This window comes from Actinomadura sp. RB99 (genome assembly GCF_014706005.1).
In the GTDB taxonomy this organism is placed as follows: Bacteria; Actinomycetota; Actinomycetes; order Streptosporangiales; family Streptosporangiaceae; genus Spirillospora.
The window spans coordinates 21,560-41,139 of sequence record NZ_JABMCA010000014.1 but is presented as its reverse complement, the minus strand read 5'-3'; the positions used below and the strand labels follow the sequence as shown (position 1 = coordinate 41,139).

Here is a 19,580-nt window from a genome sequence, read left to right as displayed (position 1 = left end):
CCGTTCCAATCTCGCACGGAGAGTAGTACATCCCTCATGGCTTCGTTGTTGTACGCGTTGGGCAGGTTCGCCTTCCGCCGCCGTCGGCTCGTCGCGCTGGCATGGGTGGCCTTGCTGGTCGCGGTCGGATTCGCCGCTGCCGCAGCATCCGGCCCCACCAACAGTCCGCTCACCGTTCCCGGAACCGAGTCGCAGCGCGCGTTCGACCTCATCGAGCAACGCTTCCCGGGATCGGCTGCAGACGGCGCCACCGCGCGTGTCGTGTTCCAGGCTCCGGCAGGGCAGCGGCTCACCACCTCTGCCAATACCGCCGCCGTGCAGCGAGTCGTGGGTGAACTGCGGTCCGGGTCGCCGCAGGTCGCGTCCGTGGCCGGGCCTTTCGACGGCTCCACTAGCGGTACGGGCGGCGGATCTGTCCGCCTGCTTGCCAAGGACGGTGCCATCGCCTATGCGGTGGTCTCCTATAAGACGACGGCGACCGAACTGACCGACGCGACGGTGAACGCGCTCAAGCGGGCGGCCCGGGACGGCCGCGACACGGGACTCCGGGTCGAGATCGGCGGGGACGCGCTGACACCGGTCCCCACCGCCGGGCCGGGCGAGGTGGTCGGGCTGGCGATCACCGCGCTGGTGCTGATGTTGACGTTCGGCTCGCTGGTGGCCGCTGGGCTGCCGCTGGTGACCGCGCTGCTCGGCGTCGCCATCGGGATCGCCGGCATCTCGGCCCTCGGCGGAGTTCTGCACCTGTCCAGCAGCACGGCCCTTCTGGCGCTCATGATCGGTCTGGCGGTCGGTATCGACTACGCGCTGTTCATCGTGTCCCGGTACCGCAGCGAGCTCGCCGACGGGCACCAGCCGGAGGACGCCGCCGGACGGGCACTGGGTACCGCGGGCTCGGCGGTGGTGTTCGCCGGCCTCACCGTGGTCGTCGCCCTGGCCGGACTGGCGGTGGTGAACATCCCCAACCTGACCAAGATGGGGCTGGCCGCCGCGGCGACCGTCGTCGTGGCCGTTCTGGTGGCGCTGACGCTGATCCCGGCCCTGCTCGGGTTCGCCGGCCGCCGCGTCCTGCCCCGCAAGGTCCGCAAGGCGACCCGGCGGCCCGCCGCGGCCTCAGCCCGGCCGCGGCGCGGCCGCCGCCAGGACGGGCTCGGCGCGCGCTGGGCGGCCTTCGTCCTGGCCAGGCCGGTGAGCGTGCTCGTCGCCGGCGTGATCGGGCTCGCCGTGCTGGCCGTCCCCGCGGCGAGCCTGCGGATGGCACTGCCCGACGACGGGCATCTCCCCCCGGACACCACGCAGCGCAAAGCGTACGACCTTCTGGCGGACGGGTTCGGCCCGGGCTTCAACGGGCCGCTGACCCTCACCGTGGACACGGCGGGCCGCGGGAACGCCGGCACCGCCGCGGCACGAGCGATCTCGGTCGTCTCCGCCCTTCCCGGGGTGGCCACCGTCACCCCGGCTCGGCTCAGCCCTTCGGGCGACACCGCGATGATCAGCGTGGTGCCCGCATCGGGACCGAACGACACCGCGACCAAGGACCTGGTCACCGCGATCCGCAAGCGCCGCGGCGACCTGCGCTCCGCCACCGGGGCGCAGGTCCTGGTGACCGGCAGGACGGCGCTCAACATCGACATCGCCCAGCGGCTCGGCGGCGCGGTGCCGCCCTATCTCGCGCTGGTGTCGGCGCTGGCGTTCCTGATCCTGCTCGTGGTCTTCCGGTCGCTGGTCGTCCCGCTCAAGGCGGCCGCTGGGTTCCTGCTGTCGGTCCTGGCCTCGCTAGGCGTGATCGTCGCGGTCTTCCAGTGGGGATGGCTCGGCGGCGTCCTCGGTGTCGAGCAGACCGGCCCGATCAACAGCACGATGCCGATCTTCCTGATCGGGGTCGTGTTCGGCCTCGCGATGGACTACGAGGTCTTCCTCGTCAGCCGGATGCGCGAGGCGCACACCGAGGGAGCCGAACCCCGCGCGGCGATCACCGCCGGGTTCGCGCACAACGCCCGCGTCGTGACCGCAGGCGCGCTCATCATGATCAGTGTCTTCGCCGGCTTCGTCGGATCGAGCGAGGCGATGATCAAGATGCTCGGTTTCGGGCTCGGTGTCGCCGTCCTCCTCGACGCCTTCGTCGTCCGCATGGCCGTCGTCCCCGCCGCGCTCGCCCTCCTCGGACGGGCCGCCTGGTGGCTGCCGCGCTGGCTCGCGGCGATCCTGCCCGACCGCCCCGGCGAGGACGCCGCCGCCCATGATTCGAGCCTGGCTCGCATGTGATCTCCCACCTCATCAATGAACGGGATTCCAGAAAGGGAACGACATGGCCCAGCCGATAGAGTCCACGATGCGCGCAGTGCGTTACGAGCGCTACGGCCCACCGGACGTCCTGCAGGTGCACAAGGTTCCGGTGCCGCAGCCGGGCAAGGGCGAGGTGTTGATCCGGGTGCACGCCACCAGTGTCAACCCCGCCGAGGCGCAGGTCCGCGCCGGCAAAATGCGGGTGATGAGCGGGTTCCGCTTCCCCAAGGGCACCGGCGAGGACTTCACCGGGCAGATCGTCGCGGCCGGTCCCGGTGTCGACTCCAGCGTCGTGGGACGGCGCGTCTGGGGGAGCAAGGTCGGTCTCAACAGCGCGACCGCCGCCGAGTACATCTGCCTCGACGAGTCACTCACGGCGCCCGCCCCGGTCGGCCACGACCTGGTCACCGCCGCCGCTCTGCCCACCGTCGGACTGACCGCGCTGCTGGCACTGCGCACCGTCGGCCTCCACCCCGAGCACAGCCTCCTGGTGGTGGGCGCAAGCGGCGGCGTCGGCAGCGCCACGGTGCAACTCGCCGCGGCCAAAGGCGCACGCGTCACCACCATCTCGTCCGGCGCCAACACCGACCTGTGCCTGGGACTGGGCGCCGAGCAGGCCTACGCCCACGAACTGCCCGAGCAACTGCCCGCGGGACAGGAATTCGACGCGGTCATCGACCTGAACGGAACCTCCATGGGCACCTACCGCCGCAGGCTGCGCCAGGGCGGCCGAATGGCCTCCCTGTCGGCGAAGGGCATGGGATATGCGATGCTGTCGGCCCTCCTCCCCGGACCGCGTGCGCGCATGGCCCGAATGAAGCCGACCCGAGCGCACCTGAACGAACTGGCCGACCATGTGGAACGCGGTGACCTGCGTCCCGTCCTTCACAAGGTCTACGCGATGGAGGAGATCGCAGAAGCGCACAGATCGATGGAGACCGGCCACAGCCGCGGCAAGCGCGTCGTCCGGATCGCAGACGACCCGGAATTCTGAACGGACACGGCCGCCGCCACTACCTGCGGCCGTCCACCCGACCGGACGGTGGCCGCGAGCAGCGGCCTGCTCGCGGCCACCGCCCCGCCGCCAAGCGGTCGGTACATCAAGGTGCGGTGCCACTCGGTCCCCGAGTGACCTGCGTCAGGCCGTCGAGCACGTGGTAGCCCTGCGACCTCACGCGGCAACGAACGGCGTCTCCGCGACCTTCTGGAAGAACTCCGAGGCGCGGAAGGCGTCACAGGCAGCCTCGTCCTTGCAGATGTACACGGCCCCGAAACGGGAGTTCTCCGGGGCGGCGAGCCAGATCTTGGAGAGCAGGCCCGGGATGGCGGCGTACTCGGGCGCCACCTCGTCGCAGTGGCGCAGGTAGTCGGTGACGGTGATGCCGTCGAGGCGGAAGGCCGCGTGCACCACGTACATGAGCGCTCCTATCGGTGAACCGGGGACTCACTCGCCGAACGCGAGCGGGGGCGGGCCGACGGGGGATCTTGTCGAGAACGGCGCGGAGCTCGGCCACGTCCCACCGGCCTTCCTAGACGAAGCGTTCGCCGGCGTGCCAGCCCGAGTTCTGCGTGATCTTGCCGCCATCGGAGCCGAACACTTCGCGAGGAGTGTGCCGGAAAGAACGAGGAAGCCGGGAGCCCTCCAGAGAGCAGGGCCGAAGGTGTTTCATAGGCGAGGACCTATGAAACACCCAGCCCAGCGTGAGCCGTCCAGGGCGAACCTCGTTTCATGGGTTGTTGCAAAAGGCTCGACGGATGAAACGCACCCATGAAACGATCCGCAAGTGAGTGATGACGACTTCCTGCGCGTGGAAGCCTCCGACTGCCCGATGTCCTCCTGCGCCGCCCCCGCCGGGTCGCCGTGCCGGACCGGCAAAGGGAAGGTGGCCGCCCAGTACCACACCGCCCGGTTCCGGCTCGTGCCCTCCTTGGCCAAGGCCCTCAACGTCCCCATTCCAGCGATCCGAAAGCCCGGCTCGGTGTGGGTCGAACTGCCCCGGCCCGCGGCGGCGGGGACGGAGCCAGCCGGGCACGTACGGATCGGATACGCCCGCGCCTCCACGCTCCGCCAGTCCCTGGACACCCAGCTCGACTCACTCAAGGCCGCCGGCGTCACCCGGGTCTTCTCCGAGAAGATCTCCACCCGCGCCACCAGCCGCCCCGAACTCGAGCGGGCCGTCGGCCTGGCCCGCGAACTGCGGTCCTCCGGCGTCGCGGTCACCCTCGTGGTGCATGAGCACAAGCGGCTCGGCCGCGGCATCGAACTGGCGGCACTGGCCGAACAGCTCAAAGCCTCCGGCATCGGCCTGGAGTTCCTCACCGGCGAACTCCAAGGCTCCCACGACCCCTCCGGGATCGTGTTCACCGTGCTCGCAGCGCTGTCCGGGATGGAACGCGAGTACATCCGCGACCGCACCCTCGAAGGCCACGAATCCGCCCGCACCCGCGGCAAGACCATCGGCGGCGCCACCGTCACCGACGACGCCATGCTCAGCATGGCCCTCCACCTACGCGACCAACAGCTGAGCCTGCGCGACATCGCCGCCCGGCTCGTCATCACCAAGGGCAAGAAGAAAGGCCAGCACCCCTCACCCGCCACCGTCCTGCGCATGCTCCGCGAACACGACGAGAAAAACGCCGCCGCCCCGGCGAACGGCTGACCGGCCCCCTCAGACCGACCAGGCCACACGGACGGTCCGCTACTTCACCATTCCAAGATCATCCCAATGTGGGTTTTGGGCTTACTTGGGCTGGACCCCTAGTGGCCGCGGAGGTGGTCGAGATGACCGAACGGCTGAAGGACGCCTATGACGTGGTGGTGGTCGGCGGGGGCGCCGCGGGCCTGAACGGGGCGCTGATGCTCGCGCGGTCGCGGCGGTCGGTCGTGGTGGTCGACGCCGGTTCCCCGCGCAACGCGCCCGCCGAGGGCGTGCACGGGCTGCTGGCCAGGGACGGGATGCCGCCGGCCGAGCTGCTGGAGCGAGGCCGGGCGGAGGTCCGGCGCTACGGCGGGCACGTGGTGGCCGGGACGGTCACCGAGGCGGTGCGCGACGACGGCGGTTTCACCGTCGGCCTGGCCGGCGGTCGGACCGTCCGGGCGCGCCGGCTGCTGGTGACGACCGGCCTGGTGGACGAGCTGCCGGACGTGCCGGGGCTGGCGGAGCGGTGGGGCCGGGACGTGGTGCACTGCCCGTACTGCCACGGCTGGGAGGTCCGCGACCAGGCCATCGGCGTGCTGTCGAGCGGTCCGATGTCGGTGCACCAGGCGCTGCTGTTCCGGCAGCTCAGCGACGATGTCGTGTTCTTCGCCCACACCGCGCCGCGGCCCGGCGGCGAGCAGGCCGAGCAGCTGGCCGCCCGCGGCGTCCGTGTGGTGGAGGGCGAGGTCGCGGGCCTGGAGGTCGCCGATGACCGGCTCGTCGGCGTCCGGCTGGCCGGCGGCGCGGTGGTCGCGCGCGACGCGCTGGCGGTGGCGTCCCGGATGACCGCCCGCGGCGGCTTCCTCGCGGGGCTCGGGCTGCGGCCGGTGGAGCATCCGACGGGCGCGGGCGAGCACATTCCGGCCGACACGGTGGGCCGCACCGACGTGCCCGGGGTGTGGGTCGCGGGCAACGTGACCGACCTGTCCGCCCAGGTCGGTGCCGCCGCGGCGGCGGGTGCGATGGCGGGGGCGCAGATCAACGCCGACCTGGTCGCCGAGGAGGCGCGGGACGCGGTGGCCGCGCGGCGGGAGCCGTTCTCCGCCGAGTCCGAAGCGCGCGTCTGCGAGGCGGTGCTGGGCGACCGCCGCCACGGCCTGTAGCCCTGCGGAGTGTGCGGGGCGGTTGCGCGGCAGGGTCCCTCCATGCCATCTTGGAACGGTCGTTCCGAGTTATGTGGAGGCGGGAGCGGATGCCCGACGTCAAGCACTTCGACCCGGACGTGGTACTGGAGCAGGTCGTGCGGCTGTTCTGGCGGCGCGGCGCCGCGTCCACCGGCATCGCCGAGGTGGTGGCGGAGACGGGGATCAGCCGGTCCAGCCTGTACGCGACGTTCGGCGGCAAGCGGGATCTGTACCTGGCGGCGCTCCGCGGCTACGTGGAGCGCCACTCGCGCCCGGTGTTCGACCGCCTCGCGGCCGACGGCCGGGGGCTGCCCGCGATCGCCGGCTTCTTCGCCGGGCTCATCGCCGCCCGCTGCTCGGGCGAGCACGCGCGCTGGGGATGCATGGTGTCCAACGCGCACGCGAGCCCGGACGGCGCCGAGGACGACGACGTCAGGCGGATCCTGGACGTCCACCACGACGGGCTGTGCGCGGCGATGCGCGCGGCCCTGCGGTCCGCCGACCGGCAGGGGCAGCTGCGTCCGGGCCTGGACGTCGACGGCACCGCGCAGACCCTGGCGCTGCTGGCCTACGGCGTGAACCTCCGGTCGCGCGCGGGCGCCCCCGCGGCCGCGCTGACCGCGTCCGTGGACGCCGCCCTCGCCTCCCTGACCCCCGATGAGGAGAACCGATGACCGAGTTCACCGTGTACGACGAGACCGACGCCCCCGAGGCCGCGCGCCCGCACCTGGAGGCGGCCAGGAAGCGGATGGGGTTCGTCACCACCCTGAACGGGGTGATGGCCGAGTCGCCGGAGCTGCTGGCCGGGTACAACGCGCTGTCGGAGCTGTTCGGCAGGTCGTCGCTGCCGAGGAACGCCAAGCACGTCGTGTGGATCACCGCGAGCGTGCTGAACGGCTGCGCGTACTGCGTGGCGGCCCACTCCACGCTCGCGCTGCGGTCGCGCGTCCCGGCCGAGGTCGTCGAGGCGCTGCGCGGCGGCCGCGCGCTGGACGACCCGGCGCTGGAGGCGGTCCGCGTGTTCACCGGCGCGATGGTCGAGCAGCGCGGCTGGGTGGACGACGCGCAGGTCGAGGCGTTCCTGGCCGCCGGGTACACCCGACGCCACGTCCTGGACATCGTCCTCGGGATCGGCATGAAGACGCTGTCGAACTACACCAACCACATCGCGCACACCCCGCTCGACCCCGCCTGGGAGGACCAGGAGTGGACGGCGCCCGCGCCCGCGTGACGCGGGTCCGGCCCGCGGCTCACGGCACCGAGACGCTCCGGTGGGTGGCGGCCAGCAGGCGCAGCGCCGCGTGCGACGGGGAGCCCTGCTCGACGGTGTGCGCGACCAGCGCCTGGTCGGGGTCGTCGGGCAGCCGGAGGGTCTCGAAGCCGAGGTCGAGGGTGCCGACGACGGGGTGCCGGTAGACGTAGCGGCCGTGCGTCTTCTCCTTGAGGCCGTGCTCGGCCCAGATCTCGCGGAACACGGGGCTGGCGGCCGACAGCTCCTCGACCAGCACGGCGGCCGCCGGGTCGCCGGGATGCCGCCCGACGTCCAGCCGCAGGTAGCCGACGATGTCGGCGGCCTTCCCGCGCCAGTCGGCGTACAGGCCGCGCATGCCCTCGTCCAGGAACACCATGCGCGCGAAGTTGCGCTCGGTGGGCGCCAGCGCCCCGAAGTCGGTGATGAGCGCGGCGGCCAGGTCGTTCCAGGCGAGCACCTCGGTGTAGCGGCCGACGATGTAGACGGGCACTTCGGTGGTGGCGTCCAGCAGCCGCCGCAGCCCGGACCGGACCTGCTGGGGCCGCCGCTCGGGCGCCCCGGCGGGCTCGGTGTAGGGGCGGGCCAGGCGGTACAGGTGGCCGCGTTCGACGTCGTCGAGCCGCAGGGCGCGGGCGACCGCGTCCAGGACGGCCTCGGAGAAGTGCAGGGTGCGGCCCTGCTCCAGCCGGACGTAGTGGTCGACGCTGACGCCGGCGAGCCGGGCCAGTTCCTCGCGGCGCAGGCCGGGGACGCGGCGCCGGCCGCCGTAGTCGGGCAGCCCGAGTTCCTCGGGCTTCAGCCGGGCCCTGCGTGAGCGCAGGAACTCGCCGAGTTCGGCTCGCCTGTCGAGTGCCATGGACCGATTATCCCGTGCCGTCCCGGGACGCCGGGACCGCGGAGCCTGGTCATGCGGTGCCTAGGCTGCGGCCGCCACTGGGTACCGCGGCGCCCGCCGACGACAGTGATCATCACGAACTCCCGCGAACCTGAGGAGCAGGGGAAATGATCACAACGCGTCCGCTCGGCGGCACCGGCATGGACATCACCGCGGTCGGTTTCGGGTCCTGGGCCGTGTCGGGCCCGGGCTGGCGGTTCGGCTGGGGCGCCACCGACGACGCCGAGTCCGTCGCGGCGATCCGGCACGCGATCGGTTCCGGCGTCAACTGGATCGACACCGCCGCGGTGTACGGCCTCGGGCACTCCGAGGAACTGGTCGGCAAGGCGATCGCGGGGCTGCGCGAGGACGAGCGGCCGTTCGTCTTCACCAAGGCCGGCCTCGTCTGGGACCCCGCCGACCCGCAGGCCGCGCCGCGGCGGATCATGAAGCCGGCGAGCGTGCGCCGCGAGGTGGAGGACTCGCTGCGGCGGCTCGGCGTCGAGCGCATCGACCTCTACCAGGTGCACTGGCCCGACACCGGCGAGTCGCTGGACTACGCCGGCGACGGCAGCGGCCCGGTGTCGCCGAACGCCACGCCGCTGGAGGAGTACTGGCAGGTCATGGCCGACCTGAAGGCCGAGGGGAAGGTCCGCGCGATCGGGCTGTCCAACCACTCCCCCGACCTGCTGGACCGGGCCGAGAAGATCGCGCATGTGGACGCGGTCCAGCCGCCGTTCTCGGCCATCAACCGGTCCGCGGCCGGCGAGATCGCCTGGGCCCGCGAGCACGGCACCGGCGTGATCGTGTACTCGCCGCTGCAGTCGGGGCTGCTGACCGGCGCGTTCTCGGCCGAGCGGGCCGCGTCGCTGCCCGCCGACGACTGGCGCACGGCCCACCACGACTTCACCACCGGGCTGGCGGCGAACCTGCGGCTCGCGGACGCGCTGCGTCCCGTCGCCGAACGCCGCGGCGCGAGCGTCGCGGAGGTCGCGATCGCCTGGACGCTGGCCTGGCCCGGCGTCACCGGCGCGATCGTCGGCGCCCGCCGGGCCGACCAGGTGGACGGCTGGATCGGCGCCGGCTCGGTCGAGCTGACCCCGGCCGACCTGGACGAGATCGCCGCGGCGATCACCGCGTCCGGCGCGGGCACCGGCCCCGCCCGCCCCTGACCCGCACCGTCACCGACCCCGCACCGCTTCCCTCACGCGACCTAGAAGGAGACCGCCATGTCATTGACCGTCGTTGCCGAATGCCTCGCCTCGCCCGGCCAGGAGGACCGGCTCCGCACCGCCCTGGAGGCGATGATCGAGCCGTCCCTGGATGAGCCGGGATGCCTGGCCTACCGCCCCTACGCCGACCCGAACCGTCCCGCCCGGATGGTGGTCGTGGAGGAGTGGACGGGTCCCGACGCGCTGGAGGAGCACTTCGCCACGCCGCACTTCCGGCACGTCGAGCAGGTGCTGGGGCGGATCCTCGCCGAGCCGATGACGATCCGGCGGCTCGTCCCGGCGCCCTGACCTCGCCCGCGCCGGTCAGCTCGTCAGGAGGCCGGCGCGTGCGGCGGCGCGATCGTAACGCAACTTCAGTTGCGTTAGTCTCGCCGTCGCTCGGAAAGAAGTGGGACGAGGGGGGACTATTCATGCCGCAGGGTTCGCATGCCACGATCAGGGAGTTCACCGTCACCGACCCCGAAGCGGGTCCTTATGGAATAGCCACGGGACCGGACGGGTCGTTGTGGTTCACGCTGGTGCATGAAGGACGGATCGGGCGGATGGCGCCGGGCGGCGAGGCGGACCTCCATCCGGCCGACCCCCTCCCGGACGGGCCGATGAACATCACCGCGGGCCCGGACGGAGCCCTGTGGTTCACCTGCCTGCGCGGCGACCGCGTCGGCCGGATCGACACCGGCGGCCGGGTGACGATGTTCGAGGTCCCCCCGGGCGGCCCCTGCGGCATCGCCGCCGGGCCGGACGGCGCGCTCTGGTTCACCCTCATGCGGACCGACCGCATCGGCCGGATCACCCCCGCCGGGGAGGTCGCCGAGTTCCCGCTGCCGGTGTCGGGCGCCATGCCGTCCATGATCACGGCGGGGCCGGACGGGGCGCTGTGGTTCACCCTCAACCAGGGCAACGCGGTCGGGCGGATCGCGCCCGGCGGCGACGTCGCCGTGCACGCCCTGCCGACCGAGGGCGCCGCGCCGGTCGGGATCACCGCGGGCCCGGACGGCGCGCTGTGGTTCGCCGCGATCGGCGCCGGGCACATCGGCCGGATCACCACGGACGGGAAGGTGACCGAGTTCCCGCTGCCCGACCCGGGGGCGCGCCCGCACGCGATCGTCACCGGCCCGGACGGGGCGCTGTGGTTCACCGAGTGGGGCAACGCGCACGTCGGCCGCATCACCTGCGAGGGCCGCATCGACGAGCATCCGCTGCCGAGGCCCGGCTGCGAGCCGCACGGCATCGCGCTCGGTCCCGACGGCGCCCTGTGGGTCGCCTTGGAGACCGGCGCGCTCGCCCAGGTCGTCCCCGGCTGACGCCGGCCACCCGCCGCGCGGTCGCGGAAGGTTCCAGCGCGGGCGAAACGTTCGCGGGTCATCGTGGACGGATGAGATCGCCGACCGACACCGGTGCCCAGACCGCCACCGAGAACACCGGGTCCGCGCCCGTCCCGCGCCGCGGCGCGATGCTCGCCATCCTGTGCGCCGGCATGTTCCTGGTGCTGCTGGACGTCACGATCGTCAACGTCGCCCTCCCCGGCATCGGCCGCGCGCTCGGCACCGGGCTCCCCGGCCTGCAGGGCGTCGTCGACGGGTACGCCGTCGCGATCGCCGGGCTGCTGCTCGGCGGCGGCGCGCTCGGCGACCGGATCGGGCACCGCCGGATGCTGCTGGCCGGGCTCGGGCTGTTCGGGGTCGCGTCGCTGGCCTGCGGCTGCGCGCCCGGCCCGGGACCGCTGATCGCGGCGCGGGTCGTCCAGGGCGCGGGCGCGGCGCTGCTGCTGCCCGGCAGCCTCGCGGTCATCACCGCGGCGTACCCGGGCCGCGCGGAGCAGGCCCGCGCGCTCGGGGTGTGGGCGGGCATCTCCTCCACGGCGCTGCCCGCCGGGCCGCTGCTGGGCGGCGCGCTGGTCGACTCCGCCGGCTGGCGGTGGATCTTCCTGCTGAACGTGCCGATCGTCGCCGCCGCGATCGCCGGGGTCCTCGCCGTCGTCCGCGAGCCGCGCCGGGAGCGTCCGGACGGCCCGCGGCCACCACTGGACCGGGCGGGGATGGCGCTGGCGCCGCTCACCCTCGGCGGGCTGGTGTGGACGGTCATCGCCGCCGGCCACGGCCACCGCGGGGAAGCGGCCGTCACGGCGGCCGTCACGGTCGCGGCGGCGGCCGCGTTCGTGTGGGCCGAGCGCCGCGCCGCGGCGCCGATGGTGCCGGGCGGGCTGCTGCGCGCCCCCGCGTTCCTCGGCGCCAACGGCATCGCCCTGGCGATGAACCTGGTCACCAACGGCGTGCTGTTCGTCGCGACGCTCAAGCTCCAGCAGGCCGAGCACCACTCGGCGTTCACCGCCGGGGTGCTGCTGATGCCGATGGCGGTGCCGCTGGCGCTGCTGGCACCGGTCAGCGGACGGCTCACCGCCCGGTTCGGCACCCGCCTCCCGCTCGGCGCCGGGACCGCGCTGGCCGCCGCCGGATGCCTCAGCCTGCTGCGGGTCGGCATCGGCGGCTCCTACCCGGTGCTGCTGCCGACGCTGCTGGCCATCGGGATCGGCGACGGCCTGATCGTGACGGCCGTGGTCGCCGCGGCGATGCGCGCCGCCCCGCCCGCGCACGCCGGACTGGCGGGCGGGTTCAACAACACCGCCCGGCAGGTCGGCACGGCCCTCGGCGTCGCGGTGTACGGGGCGGTCGCCGGCCCGGCGCTCGACGCGGCGCACTTCACGGCGGGCCTGCACGCGCTGGCGTGGGTGAGCGTCGGGCTGTGGCTCGCCGCGTTCGCGCTCACCCGGATCGTCCCGAACCGCTGAAATTCGGTTGGCACGGCCGGACGGGTTCGTTAGAACGGTCGGCATGCTCCGCAAATACCCCCGCACCCGGCACATCGAGGGCTCCCGGCTCCAGCCGGGAGACCACGACCTGGCCGCGCGGCCGTTCTCGGCGATCGCCGGACGGTACCTGGTGGTGGAGGAGAAGCTCGACGGCGCCAACTGCGGCATCAGCTTCTCCCCCGACGGGGAGCTGCGGTTGCAGAGCCGCGGCCACTACCTGACCGGCGGGCCCCGCGAGCGGCAGTTCGGGCCGCTGAAGGCGTGGGCCGCGTCCGTCCAGCACGTCCTGCGGGAACGCCTCGGCGACCGGTACGTGATGTACGGGGAATGGCTGTACGCCAAGCACACCGTCTTCTACGACGCGCTCCCCCACTACTTCTGCGAGTTCGACGTCCTCGACCAGCGCGACGGGACGTTCCTGTCGACCGCCCGCCGCCGCGAGCTGCTGGCCGGCACGCCGGTGGTGTCGGTGCCCGTCCTGCACGAGGGGACGCTCCCGGACCTGGGCGCCCTGACCGCGTTCGTCGGCCCCTCGACCTGCCGCACCCCCGCCTGGCGGGACGCGCTGCGCGCGGCGGCGCGGGCGGGCGGCGCCGACCCGGACCGGGTCGCCGCCGAGACCGACAAGTCCGACGAGATGGAGGGCCTCTACATCAAGGTGGAGGAGGACGGGGAGACGGTCGACCGCTACAAGTGGGTCCGGCCGAGCTTCCTGACCGCGATCCTCGACTCGGGGACGCACTGGCAGGAGCGTCCGATCGTCGCCAACGGCCTGGCCGACCCGGAGGTGCTGTATGCGGGTGTTCGCTGACCTGTGCCCGGCGCCGCCGCACTGGGACGTCCGGTGGGACGACATCCGCGAGGCGTTCGGGTGGGTGCGCGAGATGGCGGGCGTCCCGCAGGACGCGGTGTTCCACGGCGAGGGCGACGTCGAGGTCCACACCCGGATGGCGTGCGAGGCGCTCGCTGCGCTGCCGCAGTGGCGGGCGCGTCCGGAGGACGAGCGGGTGCGGCTGTTCGCGACGGTGCTGATGCACGACATCGCCAAGCCGCACTGCACCCGCACCGAGGACGACGGCAGGATCACCGCGCGCGGCCATTCGCGCCGCGGTGACCTGATGGTGCGGCGCATCCTGTGGGAGATGGGAGCGCCGGTCGCGTGGCGCGAGCACGTCGCCGCGCTGATCCGCCACCACCAGGTGCCGTTCTGGGCGCTGGAGCGCCCCGACCTGCAGAAGATCGCGTTCCGGGTGAGCCTGCTGGCCCGCAACGACGACCTGGTGCTGCTGGCGTCGGCCGACATCCTCGGCCGGATCTGCCCCGACACCGACGAGCTGCTGGACAACGTCGCCCTGTACGGGGAGTACTGCGCCGAGCAGCGGTGCCTGGACGCGCCGCGCGCGTTCCCGTCCGACCACGCGCGGTTCTGGTACTTCCGCAAGGACGACCGCGACCCCGACTACGCTGCCTACGACGACACCCGCTGCACGGTGACGGTGCTGTCGGGCCTGCCGGGGGTCGGCAAGGACCACTGGATCGCCGCGAACCGGCCGGACGTGCCGGTGGTGAGCCTGGACCGGCTGCGCACCGAGATGGGCGTGTCGCCCGCCGGCGACCAGCACGCGGTCGCCGCGGCCGCGCACGAGCTGGCCCGCGGGCATCTGCGCGCCGGGCGGTCGTTCGTGTGGAACGCCACGAACGTGTCGCGGACCCAGCGCGAGCAGTGCACCGGTCTCATCGCCGGCTACCAGGGCCGGGTGGAGCTGGTGGCGCTGGAGGCGCCGCCGGCGGTGCTGCGCGACCGCAACCGCGGCCGGGCCGCGCCGGTTCCGGACGCGGTCATCGACCGGCTCGTCCGCCGCTGGGAGACGCCCGACCCGACCGAGGGGCACCGCGTCGACTGGGTGAGCACGGCCTGACGATTAGAGTCGTCGGGTGCGCTTGTATCTGTCGTCGTTCCGGATGGGCGGGCACCCCGACCGGCTGCTCGGCCTGCTGCCGGCGCCGGGGGCCGAGACCGCGGTGATCGCCAACGCCCTGGACGCGGAGTCCGAGGAGGGCCGGCGGGCCGGGGTGCGAAGCGAGATCGCCGCCTTGACCGCGCTCGGGCTGCGTCCGACCGAGATCGACCTGCGGCGGTACTTCGGCCGGCCCGCCTCCGCCATCGCCGCGGAGCTGGCGCGCTTCCCCCTGGTATGGGCGCGGGGCGGCAACGCGTTCGTGCTGCGCCACGCGCTGGCCCGCAGCGGCGCCGACGCCGCGCTCACCGGCCTGCTCGGCCGCGACGCGCTCGTCTACGCCGGGTACAGCGCGGGCGGCTGCGTGCTGGCGCCGAGCCTGCGCGGCCTTGAGGCGTGCGACGACCCGGACGCCGTGACCCGCGTCCACGGGGACCCGCCGGTCTGGGACGGCCTGGGCGTCCTCGATCACGCGCTCGTGCCCCACGTCGACTCCCCCGGGCATCCGGAGTCGGAGGTCCTGACGGCGGTCGCCGCCCGCTACCGCGGCGAAGGCGTCCCGCACCGGTCGCTGCGCGACGGCCAGGTCCTGCTGGTCGACGGCGCGGAGACCGCGATCCTCTGACGATCGCGGCAGGGCCGCCGGGCGTCGCCGGCGGCCCCTTCGCTCAGTGCGGTGTGCGTCCCGTGTGCTGCTCAGTGCCGGGCGCGGTGGGCGTTCAGATGGTGAGCGGTGGTGGCGCGGAGGGCGGGGCTCGCCGTCGCCGGAGCGGCCGCCGCCGGGGCGGCGCCGAAGATCCCGGTGAACAGGTCGGTGCCGTTGACGGAGGGTCCGGTGTCGTTGGTCTCGATCACGGCGGGCTGGAACCCGTGCCCGGCCGCCGCGACGCTCTCGTAGTCGCCGAGGAAGTGGCCCCATCCGGCGTAGGGCGCCTTCAGCCAGTCGAAGACGCGGGAGATGCGGCGCTCGGACGGGCGGTTCTCGCCGCCGCGCGGGAACGTGAGGTACCACATGGCGGCAGGCAGCGTGGTGGTGTCGCCGGGGCGCAGGTAGCGCAGGTCGACGTAGGTGATGGCGACCGTGCCGCGGTCGTTCACCGCGATGGACGGGGTGAAGGCGGGCGCCGCCGGAGCCTGGTTGACGCGCACCGGAGCCGACCAGGTGCGGCCGCCGTCGGTGGAGTGGACGAGCTGGATCTGGTCGTAGGAGCCGGTGGGGTCGGCGCCCTCGAACGTCGCGTAGAGCTCGCCGGTCTGCGGGTCGACGGCGGCGCTGATGAGGTTGGCGCCGCCGCGCAGCGCCTTGGACGGGTCGTCGGGGGCGTTGGGGTCGACCTCCGGCACGGAGGTGTCGGGCGCGACCGTGACGGGCTTGCTCCAGGTCCGGCCCTGGTCCTTGGAGGTGACGACGGCGAAGTGCAGGTCGACCGGCTCGGTGGCGTCGACGCCGCTGTAGGTCTGCCATTCGAAGAAGTCGTACAGGACGTCGCGGCGGGCGTCGGCGACGATGACGTTGCCGATGGTCTGGGAGTTGGGGACCGCGCCGGTGTCCACGAACGGGTGCGCCGGCGTCCAGGTGCGGCCGTGGTCGCGGGTGATGGCGATGTAGGAGGGGCCGGTGTAGTGGGCGCCGGGTCCGGTGGTGACCTGGTCGATGCGGTCCCACACCTGGTAGGCGGTGCCGGGGTGGCGCGGGTCGGCGGTGACGGAGTTCTTGTCGTCGACGATGGACGGGTCGGTGTCGTCGATGAGCTGGGTGGTGCGGGTCCAGGTGTGTCCGCCGTCGTAGGAGGTGGCGGCGCCGACGCCGTTGCGGGCCGTGGACACGTCGAAGTCCAGGCCGCTGGCGTAGGCGACGCCGTCGGGGCCGAAGTCCACCCAGGCGTCGGAGGCGCGTTCGTAGTTCAGGCCGCCGGGGGCGCACTTGCTGAACGGCAGCGTGGTCTTGGTGAAGTGGCGTCCGTCGCGGCTGTAGGAGGCGGCGACGCCTTTGGCGCCGCCGTCGGACCAGCGGTCCTGCTGGTAGACGGCGATGACGCGGCCGGGCCGGTGCCGGTCGGCGGCGATCCACGGTTCCACTTCGGCGCCCGGGTAGACCGTGCCGTCCGGGCTGGCGCCGGCGGTGCAGGCGGCGTAGGGGTCGCCGGGCGAGATCGGGTGGACGGGCTGCGCGGCCGGGCCGGGCGCCGCGTGCGCGGCGGGCGCGGTGGGCGCGGTGGGCGCGGTGGCGAGCGCGGCGCCGAGCAGCAGCGCGGCGGCGGTGATCGTTGTGCGGGTCGTCATCGGGGGGAGCTCCTCGGGGGTCGGTGGAGCCGGACGGCGGCGGTGAGGATCTGCTCGTCGTCGCCTGGGGCGGGCGCTGGGAGCAACGCCCGCGCGGAAGGTAGATCCGCCTCAGCGGGCCCACAAGACCCGGTGACCGACTCTGGACACGCACGCCGGGTCCGGTACCGGCCAGACGGGCACGGCCCGGGCGCGGGCCGGACGCGGCGCCGGCGGTGACCGCGATGTGGCGGTTCGCCGGAGTGCATCCGTATCGTGAACGCTGATCTTGACATGTGAGACGTCGGCGAGGGAGGCTCGATCCGTGTCCGATCATGAAACCGGCCCCGGCCGGAAGCCCGGCGGGGAACCGGTCGCGCTCGTCACCGGGGCGGGCTCGGGCATCGGCGCCGCCGTCGCCGTCGCCCTGCTGGACCGCGGCTGGCGGGTGGCATTGGCGGGGCGCCGCGCCGCACCGCTCGCGGACACGGCCGCGCGCGCCCGCGACGCCGGGGACCGGGCACTGCCCGTCCCCGCCGACGTCACCGACCCCGCGTCGGTCGAGGCGCTGTTCGGCGCCGTCGCCGAGCGCTGGGGACGGCTGGACCTGCTGGTCAACAACGCCGGGGTGTTCGGCGCGCCGCAGCCGGTCGAGGAGTTCTCGCACCGCGAGTGGCGGACCGTCCTCGACACCAACCTCACCGGCGCGTTCCTGTGCGCCCAGCAGGCGTTCCGCATGATGAAGGAGCAGGACCCGCGGGGCGGCCGGATCATCAACAACGGGTCGCTGTCGGCGCACACCCCGCGCCCGATGTCGGCCGCCTACACCGCCAGCAAGCACGCGATCACCGGCCTCACCAAGACGCTGTCGCTGGAGGGGCGCCCGCACCGGATCGCGTGCGGGCAGATCGACGTCGGCAACGCCGCGACGGAGATGACCGGCCGGTTCGGGTCCGGCACCCTGCAGGCCGACGGGTCGGTGAGGCCCGAACCGGTGATGGACGTCCGGCACGTCGCCGACGCCGTGCTGTACATGGCGGGCCTGCCGCTGGACGCCAATGTGCAGTTCATGACGGTGATGGCCACCGCGATGCCCTCGTTCGTCGGCCGCGGCTAGGGGCCCGGCGCGCCGCGTCCCACGTTTAGGTCCCCACCAGGGGGAACGGGTCTGCCGCAGGCTTCGAAACGACGGCACGCGGAGGGGGCCTGAGGCCATGAGCACCCTGCGGACACACGACGGCCGGAGCGCCGCCGACATCACCGGGGCGTCCCGGCAGGACGCCGGACGCGCGCCCGCGGTCCACGACGGGCACAGGAGCGAGGCCGGGACGGGCGAGCTCGTCCGGCAGGCGACGCAGCAGGTCTCGGAGCTGATGCGCGCGGAACTGCGGCTCGCCGTTGCGGAACTGAAGGACAAGGGCCGGCACGCCGGCACCGGCGCCGGCATGTTCGGCGGCGCGGCGCTGGTCGCCCTGTTCGGGGCGGCGGCGCTGCTCACGGCCGTGATCGCCGCGATCGCGCTGGTGCTGCCGGTGTGGGCGTCGGCCCTCATCGTCGGCGGCGCGCTGGTGGCGGCCGCGGGCGTGCTGGCGCTGCTCGGCATGGCGCAGACCAAGCGGGCGACGCCCGCCAAACCCGAACGGGCGATGGACGAGGCGCGCATGACCGTCCACGACCTGAAGGAGAGGGCGACGCACCGATGACCACCCAGGGCAGGCACGGCGCCGACGCCGGCACCGAGGAGCTGCGCCAGGAGGTCGACCGGGCCCGCCAGGAGCTCGGGGAGACCGTCGAGGCGCTGGCGGCCAAGGCCGACGTGAAAGCGATGGCCCGCGACCGGGCCGACCAGGCCAAGGAGATGGCCCGCGAGCGCATGCTGCGCGCCCGGCAGGTCGTCGCGTCGCGGCAGGCGCGGACCAGGGCCGCGCAGGGCGGCGCCGCCGGATCCGCAACGCGCCGGTGCAGGTCCGGGTGCGGCGGGCGCAGCGCGCCCCGATCCGCGTGCGCCGGACCGGCCGCGGACCGCTGGCACGCTGAGAGAGGACCCCCGGAGATGCGCAGGCCCTCCGCGCCCACCGATCTGCCCGTCACCTCGTGGGGGCGCGCCGCCAAGCGCGCCATCGGCGAGTTCCAGCGCGACAACCTGTCGGACTGGGCCGCCGCCCTCACCTACTACGCCATCCTGTCGATCTTCCCGGCGATGCTGGTGGTGGTGTCGCTGGTCGGGCTCGGCGGCAAGTCGGTCACCAGCGACCTCATCGACAACCTCAACGGGATCGCGCCGGGCGCCGTGAAGAACGTCCTGGTCAGCGCGCTCACGCAGCTGCAGAACAACCGCGCCGGGGCGGGCGTCGCCGCGATCGTCGGCATCCTGGCCGCGATCTGGTCGGCGTCGGGGTACGTGGGGGCGTTCATGCGGGCGTCCAACGCCATCTACGACATCCCCGAGGGGCGGCCGATCTGGAAGACGCTGCCGCTGCGGGTGGGCGTCACGATCGTCACGCTGGTGCTGCTGTCGGTGTCGGTCATCGCGGTGATCGTGTCCGGTCCGCTCGCCCGCAAGGCCGGCGACCTGCTCGGGCTCGGCTCGACCGCGGTGACGGTCTGGGACATCGTCAAGTGGCCGGTGATGCTGATCGTCGTCAGCTTCCTGTTCGCGCTGCTGTACTGGGCGGCGCCGAACGCCAAGCGCGGTTTCCGCTGGGTCACCCCGGGCGGCGTGCTGGCCATCCTGCTGTGGCTGGTGGCGTCCGGGGTGTTCGCGGCCTACGTGACGAACTTCTCCAATTACAACAAGACCTACGGCAGCCTCGCCGGCATCATCATCTTCCTGGTTTGGCTGTGGGTCACGAATCTGGCGATCCTGCTGGGCGCGGAGATGAACGCCGAACTGGAGCGCGGCCGCGCCATCGCCGCCGGGCGGCCGGCGGGAGCGGAACCGTATGTCGAATTCCGCGACACCCGCGGGTTCAGCGAGGAGGAGAAACGCGAGACCGGCGTCGCGGGCGGCCGGGACGCCGATGAGAATGCGGGCGGCCGGGACGGCCGGCACGGCGCCACCCGCTCCTGACCCGGGGTGACGGC

19 protein-coding genes are annotated in these 19,580 nt (G+C 73.4%); 16 read left to right on the top strand and 3 right to left on the bottom strand.

Annotated elements, in window-relative coordinates:
- Positions 1–36: 36 nt before the first annotated feature.
- A complete protein-coding gene (locus tag amrb99_RS15420) occupies positions 37–2,265 on the top strand; it encodes an MMPL family transporter (RefSeq protein WP_190856645.1) in 2,229 nt (742 codons plus the stop codon).
- A gap of 76 nt (positions 2,266–2,341) precedes the next feature.
- A complete protein-coding gene (locus tag amrb99_RS15415; protein WP_190856644.1) occupies positions 2,342–3,280 on the top strand; it encodes an NAD(P)-dependent alcohol dehydrogenase in 939 nt (312 codons plus the stop codon).
- Between the two features lie 177 nt (positions 3,281–3,457).
- Here amrb99_RS15415 and amrb99_RS15410 read toward each other — a convergent pair whose 3' ends face one another.
- Positions 3,458–3,703: a YdhR family protein gene (locus amrb99_RS15410; protein WP_190856643.1), complete on the bottom strand. Its 246-nt coding sequence runs from the start codon at positions 3,701–3,703 to the stop codon at positions 3,458–3,460.
- 367 nt (positions 3,704–4,070) lie between these two features.
- Between amrb99_RS15410 and amrb99_RS15405 the strand changes: the two genes are divergently transcribed.
- From amrb99_RS15405 to amrb99_RS15390, 4 genes are all read left to right on the top strand, one after another.
- Positions 4,071–4,946 carry a recombinase family protein gene (locus amrb99_RS15405; protein ID WP_347256686.1) on the top strand — a complete coding sequence of 292 codons (876 nt, stop codon included), beginning with the start codon at positions 4,071–4,073 and terminating at the stop codon, positions 4,944–4,946.
- A gap of 122 nt (positions 4,947–5,068) precedes the next feature.
- Complete coding sequence (locus amrb99_RS15400; RefSeq protein ID WP_190856642.1) at positions 5,069–6,088, top strand: NAD(P)/FAD-dependent oxidoreductase; 1,020 nt, start codon at positions 5,069–5,071, stop codon at positions 6,086–6,088.
- Between the two features lie 89 nt (positions 6,089–6,177).
- Positions 6,178–6,783, top strand: coding sequence for a TetR/AcrR family transcriptional regulator (locus amrb99_RS15395; protein ID WP_190856641.1), 606 nt, complete (start codon positions 6,178–6,180; stop codon positions 6,781–6,783).
- Entirely contained in the window at positions 6,780–7,340 is a 561-nt protein-coding gene (locus tag amrb99_RS15390) for a carboxymuconolactone decarboxylase family protein (RefSeq protein WP_190856640.1), read from the top strand. Before amrb99_RS15395 ends, amrb99_RS15390 begins: the two co-directional genes overlap by 4 nt.
- A 19-nt stretch (positions 7,341–7,359) precedes the next feature.
- On the opposite strand, the gene amrb99_RS15385 is transcribed toward amrb99_RS15390, so the two are convergent.
- On the bottom strand, positions 7,360–8,217 hold the full coding sequence (locus tag amrb99_RS15385; RefSeq protein WP_190856639.1) for a helix-turn-helix transcriptional regulator: 858 nt from the start codon (positions 8,215–8,217) through the stop codon (positions 7,360–7,362).
- Between the two features lie 146 nt (positions 8,218–8,363).
- On the opposite strand from amrb99_RS15385, the gene amrb99_RS15380 reads away from it, so the two are divergent.
- From amrb99_RS15380 to amrb99_RS15350, 7 genes are all read left to right on the top strand, one after another.
- Positions 8,364–9,407, top strand: coding sequence for an aldo/keto reductase (locus amrb99_RS15380; protein WP_241755583.1), 1,044 nt, complete (start codon positions 8,364–8,366; stop codon positions 9,405–9,407).
- 57 nt (positions 9,408–9,464) lie between these two features.
- The gene (locus tag amrb99_RS15375; RefSeq protein ID WP_190856638.1) at positions 9,465–9,755 is read left to right on the top strand and encodes a putative quinol monooxygenase; all 291 of its coding nucleotides are present in this window, start codon (positions 9,465–9,467) and stop codon (positions 9,753–9,755) included.
- A gap of 122 nt (positions 9,756–9,877) precedes the next feature.
- A complete protein-coding gene (locus tag amrb99_RS15370; RefSeq protein WP_190856637.1) occupies positions 9,878–10,771 on the top strand; it encodes a virginiamycin B lyase in 894 nt (297 codons plus the stop codon).
- Between the two features lie 71 nt (positions 10,772–10,842).
- Positions 10,843–12,255 carry an MFS transporter gene (locus amrb99_RS15365; RefSeq protein ID WP_241755582.1) on the top strand — a complete coding sequence of 471 codons (1,413 nt, stop codon included), beginning with the start codon at positions 10,843–10,845 and terminating at the stop codon, positions 12,253–12,255.
- A gap of 43 nt (positions 12,256–12,298) precedes the next feature.
- Entirely contained in the window at positions 12,299–13,087 is a 789-nt protein-coding gene (locus tag amrb99_RS15360) for an RNA ligase family protein (protein WP_190856636.1), read from the top strand.
- Positions 13,071–14,195, top strand: a complete 1,125-nt coding sequence (locus amrb99_RS15355; RefSeq protein WP_190856635.1) for an AAA family ATPase — start codon at positions 13,071–13,073, stop codon at positions 14,193–14,195. Before amrb99_RS15360 ends, amrb99_RS15355 begins: the two co-directional genes overlap by 17 nt.
- A gap of 16 nt (positions 14,196–14,211) precedes the next feature.
- Positions 14,212–14,859, top strand: a complete 648-nt coding sequence (locus tag amrb99_RS15350; protein WP_190856634.1) for a Type 1 glutamine amidotransferase-like domain-containing protein — start codon at positions 14,212–14,214, stop codon at positions 14,857–14,859.
- 71 nt (positions 14,860–14,930) lie between these two features.
- On the opposite strand, the gene amrb99_RS15345 is transcribed toward amrb99_RS15350, so the two are convergent.
- On the bottom strand, positions 14,931–16,517 hold the full coding sequence (locus amrb99_RS15345; protein ID WP_190856633.1) for a sialidase family protein: 1,587 nt from the start codon (positions 16,515–16,517) through the stop codon (positions 14,931–14,933).
- 304 nt (positions 16,518–16,821) lie between these two features.
- Between amrb99_RS15345 and amrb99_RS15340 the strand changes: the two genes are divergently transcribed.
- The 3 genes from amrb99_RS15340 to amrb99_RS15330 all read left to right on the top strand — a co-directional run bounded on the left by amrb99_RS15340 (position 16,822) and on the right by amrb99_RS15330 (position 19,566).
- Positions 16,822–17,613, top strand: coding sequence for an SDR family NAD(P)-dependent oxidoreductase (locus tag amrb99_RS15340; protein WP_190856632.1), 792 nt, complete (start codon positions 16,822–16,824; stop codon positions 17,611–17,613).
- 97 nt (positions 17,614–17,710) lie between these two features.
- Complete coding sequence (locus tag amrb99_RS15335; protein ID WP_190856631.1) at positions 17,711–18,199, top strand: phage holin family protein; 489 nt, start codon at positions 17,711–17,713, stop codon at positions 18,197–18,199.
- On the top strand, positions 18,196–19,566 hold the full coding sequence (locus amrb99_RS15330) for a YhjD/YihY/BrkB family envelope integrity protein (protein ID WP_190856630.1): 1,371 nt from the start codon (positions 18,196–18,198) through the stop codon (positions 19,564–19,566). The genes amrb99_RS15335 and amrb99_RS15330 overlap by 4 nt, the downstream gene beginning before the upstream one ends.
- Positions 19,567–19,580: the final 14 nt, after the last annotated feature.